This is a genomic window from Limnohabitans planktonicus II-D5, assembly GCF_001270065.2.
In the GTDB taxonomy this organism is placed as follows: Bacteria; Pseudomonadota; Gammaproteobacteria; order Burkholderiales; family Burkholderiaceae_C; genus Limnohabitans_A; species Limnohabitans_A planktonicus.
Map to the genome: position 1 here is coordinate 406520 of NZ_LFYT02000001.1, position 11346 is coordinate 417865.

At 57.5% G+C, this 11346-nt stretch carries 5 protein-coding genes (1 of these 5 running past the window's edge); 4 read left to right on the top strand and 1 reads right to left on the bottom strand.

Annotated features, from left to right (window positions below):
- Nucleotides 1-7373 carry the 3' portion of a YDG domain-containing protein gene (locus H663_RS21900; protein WP_116695779.1) on the top strand. 20518 nt of this gene lie to the left of the window's left edge, so the window shows 7373 of its 27891 coding nt (coding positions 20519-27891); its start codon lies beyond the left edge, outside the window; it ends in the stop codon at nt 7371-7373.
- 15 nt (nt 7374-7388) lie between these two features.
- Entirely contained in the window at nt 7389-9062 is a 1674-nt protein-coding gene (locus H663_RS21905) for a ShlB/FhaC/HecB family protein (RefSeq protein ID WP_053175215.1), read from the top strand.
- A gap of 414 nt (nt 9063-9476) precedes the next feature.
- Here the strand turns inward: H663_RS21905 and H663_RS21910 are convergent, their stop codons facing one another.
- Nucleotides 9477-9632 carry a DUF3309 domain-containing protein gene (locus tag H663_RS21910; RefSeq protein ID WP_083451287.1) on the bottom strand — a complete coding sequence of 52 codons (156 nt, stop codon included), beginning with the start codon at nt 9630-9632 and terminating at the stop codon, nt 9477-9479.
- A gap of 297 nt (nt 9633-9929) precedes the next feature.
- Between H663_RS21910 and H663_RS21915 the strand changes: the two genes are divergently transcribed.
- On the top strand, nt 9930-10244 hold the full coding sequence (locus tag H663_RS21915) for a BON domain-containing protein (protein ID WP_053176866.1): 315 nt from the start codon (nt 9930-9932) through the stop codon (nt 10242-10244).
- Between the two features lie 22 nt (nt 10245-10266).
- Nucleotides 10267-10836 (top strand): BON domain-containing protein, encoded by a 570-nt coding sequence (locus tag H663_RS21920; protein ID WP_165803840.1) that lies wholly within the window; start codon nt 10267-10269, stop codon nt 10834-10836.
- The last annotated feature ends 510 nt before the right edge of the window (nt 10837-11346 follow it).

An 11346-nucleotide genomic window follows, 5' to 3' on the forward strand; every position in this document is an offset into this window, starting at 1 on the left:
TGGTCAGCGCACAAAGCAGCAGCAGCGGCAACCTCAAGGCAGGCAGCTATTTCCAGACCACTGACAGCGCCTTGACCGGCAGCCAAGCCGGCAACTACACCCTGCCCAGCTTCACAACATCGTCTGCCAACTATGTGGTCGACAAGCTGGCTTTGACCGGCGCTGCGATTGCAGGCGTCACCACCACTTACGCCACGGCGGCCGATGCAGGTGCTGTGAGTTTCACGAACGTGCAAGGTACAGACAAGGTCACGTCTGTCGCTTCCATCGTCGATGCAGCCACCAGCACCAGCGGTAACCTCAAAGCAGGCACCTACAAGCAAACCGCCACCGCCATCAGCGGTGACGATGCAAGCAACTACAGCTTTGCAGGCATCACGACCACTGACAAGAACTATGTGGTCGACAAGCTGGCTTTGACCGGGGCTGCGATTGCAGGCGTCGCCACCACCTACGCCACGGCGGCCGATGCAGGCGCGGTGAGTTTCACGAACGTGCAAGGTACAGACAAGGTCACGTCTGTCGCTTCCATCGTCGATGCAGCCACCAGCACCAGCGGTAAGCTCAAAGCAGGCACCTACAAGCAAACCGCTACCGCCATCAGCGGCGACGATGCAAGCAACTACAGCTTTGCAGGCATCACGACCACTGACAAGAACTATGTGGTCGACAAGCTGGCTTTGACAGGGGCTGCGATTGCGGATGTATCGACCATTTACGGCACACCCGCCAACACCGGCGCGGTCACCTTCACCAACGTGATCGCCAGCGATGTGGTCACCCCTGGCACCGCCACTCTGGTCACCCCGGCTTACAGCTCGAGCAACAACTTGAAAGCTGGCAGCTACGCACAAAACGTGACGGGCACGTTGACCGGCACCGACGCTGACAACTACAGCTTCACCGGCCTGACCACCAGCGGCACGAACTACACCGTGAACAAACTGGCCCTGACAGGTGCTTCGATTGCCGATGTCACTACCACTTACGGCACAGCCGCCAACACCGGCGCAGTCACCTTCACCAACGTGATCGCCAGCGATGTGGTCACCCCTGGCACCGCCACTCTGGTCACACCAACTTACAGCTCCAGCAACAACTTGAAAGCTGGCAGCTACGCGCAAACCGTGACCGCCACGCTCAGCGGCACCGACTCAGACAACTACAGCTTCACCGGCCTGACCACCAGCGGCACGAACTACACCGTCAGCAAGCTGGCTCTGACGGGGGCTGCCATCGCGGATGTGTCGACCATTTACGGCACACCCGCCAACACTGGTGCGGTCACTTTCACCAACGTGATCGCCAGCGATGTGGTCACACCCGCTACAGCGACGCTGGTCACCCCCAGCTACAGCAGCAGCAACAACTTGAAGGCTGGCAGTTACGCGCAAAACGTCACGGGCACGTTGACCGGCACCGACGCTGACAACTACAGCTTCACCGGCCTGACCACCAGCGGCACGAACTACACCGTGAACAAGTTAGCTTTGACAGGCGCTGCGATTGCCGACGTGACCACCACTTACGGCACCCCCGCCAACACCGGTGCGGTCACCTTCACCAACGTGATCGCCAGTGATGTGGTCACACCGGGCACCGCGACCCTGGTCACCCCCAGCTACAGCTCAAGTAACAACTTGAAGGCTGGCAGCTACGCGCAAAGCGTGACGGGAACGCTCAGCGGCACCGACGCTGACAACTACAGCTTCACGGGCCTGACGACCAGCAGCAGCAACTACACGGTCAACAAATTGGCCCTGACTGGTGCGGCGATTGCGGATGTCACCACGACCTACGGCACAGCCGCCAACACCGGCGCAGTCACTTTCACCAACGTGATCGCCAGCGATGTGGTCACCCCTGGCACCGCCACCTTGGTCACACCAATTTACAGCTCGAGCAACAACTTGAAAGCTGGCAGCTACGCGCAAAGCGTGACGGGAACGCTCAGCGGCACCGACTCAGACAACTACAGCTTCACCGGCCTGACCACCAGCAGCAGCAACTACACGGTCAACAAATTGGCCCTGACTGGTGCGGCGATTGCGGATGTCACCACGACCTACGGCACAGCCGCCAACACCGGCGCAGTCTCCTTCACCAACGTGATCGCCAGCGATGTGGTCACACCGGGAACCGCGACGCTGGTCACGCCCAGCTACAGCAGCAGCAACAACTTGAAGGCTGGCAGCTACGCGCAAAACGTCACTGGCACGTTGACCGGCACTGATGCTGACAACTACAGCTTCACTGGCCTGACGACCACCGGCACGAACTACATGGTCAACAAGCTGGCCCTAACTGGTGCGGCGATTGCGGATGTCACCACGACCTACGGCACAGCCGCCAACACCGGTGCGGTCACCTTCACCAACGTGATCGCCAGTGATGTGGTCACCAATGGCACCGCCACTCTGGTCACACCAACTTACAGCTCCAGTAACAACTTGAAGGCTGGCAGCTACGCTCAAAGCATCACCAGCGCTCTGACCGGCTCCGACGCTGACAACTACAGCTTCACCGGCCTGACCACCAGCGGCACGAACTACACCGTGAACAAACTGGCCCTGACAGGTGCTTCGATTGCCGATGTCACTACCACTTACGGCACAGCCGCCAACACCGGCGCAGTCACCTTCACCAACGTGATCGCCAGCGATGTGGTCACACCTAGCACAGCAACCCTGGTCACGCCTAGCTACAGCTCCAGCAACAACTTGAAGGCTGGCAGCTACGCACAAAACGTGACCTCCACGCTCAGCGGCACCGACTCAGACAATTACAGCTTCACCGGCCTGACCACCAGCGGCACAAATTACACCGTCAGCAAGCTGGCTTTGACCGGCGCTGCGATTGCAGGCGTCACCACCACTTACGGCACCCCCGCCAACACCGGCGCAGTCACATTCACCAACGTGATCGCCAGCGATGTGGTCACACCGGGCACAGCGACGCTGGTCACGCCCAGCTACAGCAGCAGCAACAACTTGAAGGCTGGCAGTTACGCGCAAAACGTCACGGGCACGTTGACCGGCACCGACGCTGACAACTACAGCTTCACGGGCCTGACGACCAGCAGCAGCAACTACACGGTCAACAAATTGGCCCTGACTGGTGCGGCGATTGCGGATGTCACCACGACCTACGGCACAGCCGCCAACACCGGCGCAGTCTCCTTCACCAACGTGATCGCCAGCGATGTGGTCACACCGGGCACCGCGACCCTGGTCACCCCCAGCTACAGCTCCAGCAGCAACTTGAAAGCTGGCAGCTACGCTCAAAGCGTCACCAGCGCTCTGACCGGCACCGACTCAGACAACTACAGCTTCACTGGCATGACCACCAGCAGCACGAACTACACCGTGAACAAGTTGGCTTTAACCGGGGCTGCGATTGCCGATGTCACCACCACCTACAGTACAGCCGCCAACACCGGCGCAGTCACTTTCACCAACGTGATCGCCAGCGATGTGGTCACCCCTTCTACCGCCTCCCTGGTCACCCCCAGCTACAGCAGCAGCAACAACTTGAAGGCTGGCAGCTACGCTCAAAACGTGACCGCCACGCTCAGCGGCACCGACGCTGACAACTACAGCTTCACCGGCCTGACCACCAGCAGCACGAACTACACCGTGAACAAGTTGGCTTTAACCGGGGCTGCGATTGCCGATGTCACCACCACCTACGGTACAGCCGCCAACACCGGCGCAGTCACTTTCACCAACGTGATCGCCAGCGATGTGGTCACCCCTGGCACCGCCACCTTGGTCACACCAACTTACAGCTCCAGCAACAACTTGAAAGCTGGCAGCTTCGCGCAAACCGTGACCGCCACGCTCAGCGGCACCGACTCAGACAATTACAGCTTCACCGGCCTGACCACCAGCGGCACAAATTACACCGTCAGCAAGCTGGCTCTGACAGGGGCTGCCATCGCGGATGTGTCGACCATTTACGGCACACCCGCCAACACCGGTGCGGTCACCTTCACCAACGTGATCGCCAGCGATGTGGTGACCCCTTCTACCGCCTCCCTGGTCACGCCTAGCTACAGCTCCAGCAACAACTTGAAAGCTGGCAGCTACGCACAAAACGTGACCTCCACGCTCAGCGGCACCGACTCAGACAATTACAGCTTCACCGGCCTGACCACCAGCGGCACAAATTACACCGTCAGCAAGCTGGCTTTGACCGGCGCTGCGATTGCCGATGTCACCACCACCTACGGTACAGCCGCCAACACCGGCGCAGTCACCTTCACCAACGTGATCGCCAGCGATGTGGTCACACCGGGAACCGCGACGCTGGTCACGCCCAGCTACAGCAGCAGCAACAACTTGAAGGCTGGCAGCTACGCTCAAAACGTGACCGCCACGCTCAGCGGCACCGACGCTGACAACTACAGCTTCACCGGCCTGACCACCAGCGGTACGAACTACACCGTCAGCAAGCTGGCTCTGACAGGGGCTGCGATTGCGGATGTATCGACCATTTACGGCACACCCGCCAACACCGGTGCGGTCACTTTCACCAACGTGATCGCCAGTGATGTGGTCACCCCTGGCACCGCCACCTTGGTCACACCAACTTACAGCTCCAGCAACAACTTGAAAGCTGGCAGCTACGCTCAAAACGTGACCGCCACGCTCAGCGGCACCGACTCAGACAATTACAGCTTCACCGGCCTGACCACCAGCGGCACGAACTACACGGTCAACAAATTGGCCCTGACAGGTGCTGCAATTGCTGAAGTGACCACCACCTACGGCACTTATGCTGCCAACGGCGCGGTGACGTTCAGCAATGTGATCAGCGGTGACATCGTGACCCCAGCAGGTTCCACTTTGGTCGCTGCCGCGCAAAGTTCGAGTGGCAACCTCAAGGCGGGCAGCTACGCCCAGAACGTGATCGGCACTTTGAGTGGCACCGATGGCGACAACTACAGTTTTGGCGGCATGACCACCGGTACGGCCAACTATGTGGTCAACAAGCGGGCTTTGACGGGCGCGGCCATTGCCGGTGTCACCACCACTTACGGCAGCTATGCTGCCAATGGCGCGGTCACCTTCAACAATGTGCTGGGCCTCGATGTCGTCACGCCTGCTGCAGTCACCTTGGTCGGCGCTGCGACAAGTTCCAGCGGCAACCTGAAGGCGGGCAGCTATGCCCAGAATGTGATCGGCACCTTGACAGGCACCGATGCTGACAACTACAGCTTCAGCGGCATGACCACATCGACGCCCAACTATGTGGTCAACAAGCTGGCCCTGTCGGGTGCGGCCATTGCCAATGTGGCCACTGTCTACGGCACCACCGCTCCCACGGGTGCGGTCAGCTTCGGCAATGTGCAGGGTGCCGACCAGGTCTATGCGGACACGGCCACATGGGTCAATCCGACCTTCAGTTCCAGCAACAAGCTCAAGGCTGGCAGCTACGCCCAAAACGTGACTGGCACCTTGACCGGCACCGATGCCGACAACTACAGCTTCACCGGCATGACCACCGCTGGAGCCAACTACACAGTCAGCAAGCTGGCCTTGACGGGCGCAGCGATTGCCAATACCAGCACGATCTATGGCACCCCTGCTGCCACAGGTGCAGTGAGCTTCAACAACGTGATCGGCAGCGATGTGGTGACACCTGCCACAGCCACTCTGGTCGCACCCAGCTACAGCAGCAGCAACAACTTGAAGGCTGGCAGCTACGCCCAAAGCGTGACCGGCGCCTTGACCGGCACCGATGCCGACAACTACAGCTTCAGCGGTATGACCACCACTGGAGACAACTACACAGTCAGCAAGCTGGCCTTGACGGGCGCAGCGATTTCCAATGCCAGCACGACCTATGGCACCCCTGCTGCCACAGGTGCGGTGAGCTTCAATAACGTGATCGGCACCGATGTGGTGACACCTGCCACAGCCACTCTGGTCGCACCCAGCTACAGCAGCAGCAACAACTTGAAGGCTGGCAGCTACACCCAAAGCGTGACTGGCGCCTTGACCGGCACCGATGCCGACAACTACAGCTTCAACGGCATGACCACCACTGGAGCCAACTACACCGTCAACAAGCTGGCTTTGACGGGCGCAGCGATTGCCGATACCAGCACGACCTATGGCACCCCTGCTGCCACAGGTGCGGTGAGCTTCAACAACGTGATCGGCAGCGATGTGGTGACACCCGCCACAGCCACTCTGGTCGCAACCAGCTACAGCAGCAGTATTAACTTGAAGGCTGGCAGCTACGCCCAAAGCGTGACTGGCACTTTGACCGGCACCGATGCCGACAACTACAGCTTTGCCGGTCTGACCACCAGCAGTGCCAACTACACCGTGAACAAACTGGCGTTGACAGGCCCGACCATTGCGGGCGTATCCGCCACATATGGCAGCCCCATCGTCACAGGTGCTGTGAGCTTTGACAATATTTTGACCAACGATGTGGTCACACCCGCAACAGCCACCCTGATCGCCCCCAGCTACAGCTCCAGCAACACGCTGAAGGTGGGTAACTACGTTCAAACTGTGGTGGGCACCCTTACAGGTGCAGACGCGGACAACTACAGCTTCGGGGGCTACACGGCCTGCTGCGGCGCAGCCCGCTATGTGGTCACCCCCAAGACCTTGGTGGTCAAAGTCGATGCCATGGACAAGGTCTATGACAGCAACACCCTGGCCACGCTCAACCAGACCACCAGCGCCGACATCATTGGGGCAGACAAGGTCAATTTCGCCAACACCAGCGTTTTGTTTGACAACAAGAACGTGGCCCGCGATGCCACGGGTCAGGTGATCAACAAGTCGGTGACGGTGCGCGGCTTGAACATCAGCGGTGACGATGCGGCCAACTATGTACTGGACAGCACCACGGTGACCGGCGCAGCCAAGGTCACACCGAAACTGGCCACCATCAATGGCACAGCCACCGAAGTGATGTTCAACGGTTTGTTCCAATGGCAACAAGCCGCCACCACGCAAGGTTTCATGGCTGGCGATGACATCCAGGTCAAAGGTTTGGCCACGGGCCTGGCCATTGGCACCTACAACTCCACACTCAACGCACTGGGTGGCGATGCGAACAACTACACGGTCACGGTCAACAACAACCAACTGGCCATCACCCCGGCTGCGGCCTCGGCGCCAGTGATCGCGACCACACCCGCCAACACAGTGGGAAACCCGACCACCCACGTGACCTACCTGGGTTACACCATTGCCACGCAAACAGGCGCAGCCACTTCAGGTGTGAGTTTGCCCGCCCCTTACACCACAACGTCCATGACGTGTTCGGCAACGAACATGGATGCCTGCCTGTGCCAAGTCACCTCGATAAACTCAGTTGAGTTTTGTCAAACGCCCAACACAAAATAAACGAACGTATTCACCATGAAACCTCACACACTCCAACGCATCACGCTCATCACTGCATTGCAAGTCGCTATGGGTCTGGCTTGGGCGCAGACTCCAGCGCCGCCCAAGGACAATGTTCAGCAAGGCATTGAGCAGTCCATACAGCAGCTGCCCAAATCCAAAGCCAAACCACTGGCCAATATCGATGTGCTGGGCCTGGACAAAGCCGAGTCAATTGATCGTTTGTCGGGCATAGAAATCCAGAGCCCGTTTTTGCAGGACGAGATTCAAAAATACTGGGCCGCATCTTTGGGCAAACGTGTTTCGGCCGAAGAATTGCAAAATTTCAATGGCTGGCTGTTTGACGCATCACGTCGCCTGGGTTTTTTGTCTTACGCACAAACCGATGTGAAGAAATCTGACGGTGGCAGTACTTTGGTCGTGAAAATTTTCAGGCCCAAGATCAATGCTGTGCGCGTGATTGCAAACGACGCCAATTTGCTGCAGCGCTATGGTGCCTTGATCACACAGCGCTTTGAACAGGACTTCAAAGTCAACATGCCTGTCGACACGCTGGGCCTGGACCAGCGACTGGATTCGGCCAGCTATGACTTGCCCATTGAGCTCGATGCCACCATCCGTGCCGTTGGCCCTGAACTGATTGATTTGGTCGTGAGTATCAACGCCGCGCCTACTCGCCTGGGCAAGGTGCTCGATTCAGTGGTCCAACTCAACAGCTACGGTCTCAAGCAATATGGCGTGCCTCAAGTGATGGGATCGTTGGTAATTGGTGGCCATGAACCCAAGGCATCTTTGAGTCTGGTCGCCCAAAAATCGCAAGGCATCCAATACGGTCGGACGGAATACGAGTCCGCCCTGGAAGGTTCGCAAACACGTTGGCGAATCTGGGGTGCCGGATCAAACAGCCGCAACATCCTGGGCGGTCAAGCGACCAGTCTGGGCTACAGCGGTGAACTGGGTGTGGGCATCACGCGCATTCACGACGGACTGCGTGATTTTGTGTTCAAACAACATGTGGAGTTGTCTGCTCGGCGTGGCCACAGCACACTGGAGAGCACGGGCCAACAGACCTCGCGGGTACATGACAACCAGTTTCGAGTGCGCATCACGGCCGACAACGAAAAGCTGACGCGTGATGCCAGCCGGGCCGAGTTCACCTACATCTTGGGGAACTACAGCTACCTGTTCAACCAACTTCAAATGGAGACGGGGCCTTATGCCAAGATCGAATTGAACTTGAGAGATCAAAAATCCTGGAACCAGGAAGGCAGCATCTACTCGCTCTTCAAGTTCAAGGGGCAGTTGACTTCTGCGCGACTGGATTCGTACAACCAGATGTCATTAGGTGGCATCGGTGGCGTGCGCGCTTACACCTCAGTGGACGGCACGGGAGATGATGGGGCCGTAGCATCCTTGGAACTCAACCGTCGCTTGAGCAACGGCATAGTGGTAGGTGGTTTTTATGATGCGGGTTTGATCAAATTGAAAAACCCTGCGCTGGGCACAGAAGCCTTGAAAAAATATTACTTGCAAGCTTTGGGTGTGCAATTGTCGGGAAGCTATCAACGCGCTTTATACAGCTTGACCTTAGCCAAGGGATTGGGTGGCTACTCAACTTGGACTTCATACAACATCGAGTCCACGCCCAACAACTGGCGTCTGGTGGGCGCATTGACTTACCTGTTTTAAGTTGCTGAACTTACTGCTTGGTCTATAGATTCGGCCAAGTGGAGTTTTCAAAACTCAAAAAATTGTAGGTCGGCGGTCGAAGACCCCGACAAAGGCCTGTGCACAAACCAACAACGTCGGACTCTGCGAGTACCGACCTACGAGAACAAGGCACAAAAAATTTGTAGGTCGGCGGTCGAAGACCCCGACAAAGGCCTGTGCACAAACCCATCATGTCGGACTCTGCGAGTGGAGACCTGCGAGAAGACATGGCTCACACATTTAAAAATTCAGTGTGCCGGATCAACAAGTGCGTCGGCGAATTCCGTGGGTCATTGATTGAGCCGTTTAAAGGGCAAAAAAGCCATGAGAGATGGACCTTGGGCGCTGCAAAAGTGTGTCAATCCATCGCTCACAAGGGCAGTGGCCCAGCGATCAGAGTCGTCCGGTCAGCAACAAAACAAGCACGATGATCGTGATCACGCCCAGTGCACCGCTGGGTCCATAGCCCCATCCGCTGCTGTGCGGCCAGGTGGGGATGGTGCCTACGAGCATCAGAATCAAAACGATCAGAAGAATGGTACCCAGCATGCTCTTACTCCGTAAATTTGGTGGAAGGATCAACTCTAAGGAAACGGGTAAGTTGTGTCTGTGGCGTAAGCAACCAAGGGTAGATGCTGCATTGAATTCGTCGGATGGTGGTGTGCAAGGACTGCGATTGTTGAAGGCCACACATGAGGGCCGAGTGTGTGTGGTGGAGCACAGATACTTTTACACCCAGCCTCAATACTGAAGCACGCGCTGATCCTAATGGACTCGCGCCAATGGTTGGTGAATGTCACCACCATCACCTTGCAACTTGATAACTTACATCAACGGGAAACCACCATGAATATTCGCACCACTCTTGCCATCGTTACAGCTGCCATCCTCACGCTGACGGCCACCGGTTGCGCCGTGCAACGCGGCCAGGAAACCGTAGGCGCCTATGTGGATGACAGCGCGATCACCACCCGGGTCAAAGCCCGCTTTATTGAAGACAAGCAAGTGGACGCAGCAGCCATCAGCGTGGAAACGCTCAACGGCACCGTCATGCTGTCTGGCTTTGCGAAGAATGCCAACGAACGCAGCACCGCCGAGAGCATCGCACGCGGCGTGAAGGGGGTGACCAATGTGCGCAACCAAATTACCATCCGTCCTTGATATGCGCCGCCTCAACAAACGCATGACCTCTTTGGTCATGGCCAGCGCAATCACTGGCGTTCTGGCGGCATCCTTGGTCGCCTGCGGAAAATCTGCAGACAACAACGCACCGTCCCCCGATGCCAAAAGCAGCTTGGGCAATGAACTGGACGATGCCCTGATCACCACCCGCGTGAAGTCAGCACTGATGACCGACCTGAAGTTCAAAAACTACGACATCAAAGTCGAAACGCGCAAGGGCGAAGTCTTGCTCAGTGGCTTTGTGGACAACCAGGCGGAACTGGACGAAGCCCTGCGCGTGACACGTACCATTGAGGGCGTTAAAAGCGTCCAAAACAATGTGGCCATCAAGGGTGCATCATCCTCAGCAGGAGAAAAACTCGATGACAGCATCATCACCGGCAAAGTCAAAGCCGCATTGTTGAAAGACTCCAGCATCCACAGCATGGACATTGCGGTCGTCACACGCAATGAAGAGGTGCAACTGAGCGGCTTTGTCAACAGCCAAGAGCAAATGGACAAGGCTGTGCGCACAGCCAGCGCGGTTGAAGGCGTTCGCAAGGTCAACAATGAGATGAAGATCAAAAAATAAGTCCAGGCCAACAACAAGGCTCAAGACGCCGCACAGACGATACACAAGGTCTATGCGGCGTTTTTTTTGGTCGATTGATCCGGAACGATGAAGTTTGAAATGTGTAGACATGTCATCTCGCAGGTCGGTACTCGCAGAGTCCGACATGGCTGGCTTCTGCACAGGCCCATGTCGGAGTCTTCGACCGCCGACCTACAACATCTTTGAGCCTTTTTTGTATTCGTAGGTCGGTACTCGCAGAATCCGAGATGATGGGTTCGGCACAGGCCCTTGTCGGGGTCTTCGACCGCCGACCTACAACATCTTTGAGCCTTTTTTGTATTCGTAGGTCGGTACTCGCAGAGTCCGACATGGCTGGCTTCTGCACAGGCCCATGTCGGGGTCTTCGACCGCCGACCTACAACTTCTTTGAGCCTTTTTTTATTCGTAGGTCGGTACTCGCAGAGTCCGACATGAGGGTTCGGCACGAGGCCCTTTGGTCCGGGGTCTTCGGACCACCGACCTACAACT

Coding starts and splice junctions, on each gene's coding strand:
- H663_RS21915 (WP_053176866.1), top strand. CDS start 9,930: ATGAATATTCGCACCACTCTTGCCATCGTTACAGCTGCCATCCTCACG.
- H663_RS21920 (WP_165803840.1), top strand. CDS start 10,267: ATGACCTCTTTGGTCATGGCCAGCGCAATCACTGGCGTTCTGGCGGCA.
- H663_RS21905 (WP_053175215.1), top strand. CDS start 7,389: ATGAAACCTCACACACTCCAACGCATCACGCTCATCACTGCATTGCAA.
- H663_RS21910 (WP_083451287.1), bottom strand. CDS start 9,632: ATGCTGGGTACCATTCTTCTGATCGTTTTGATTCTGATGCTCGTAGGC.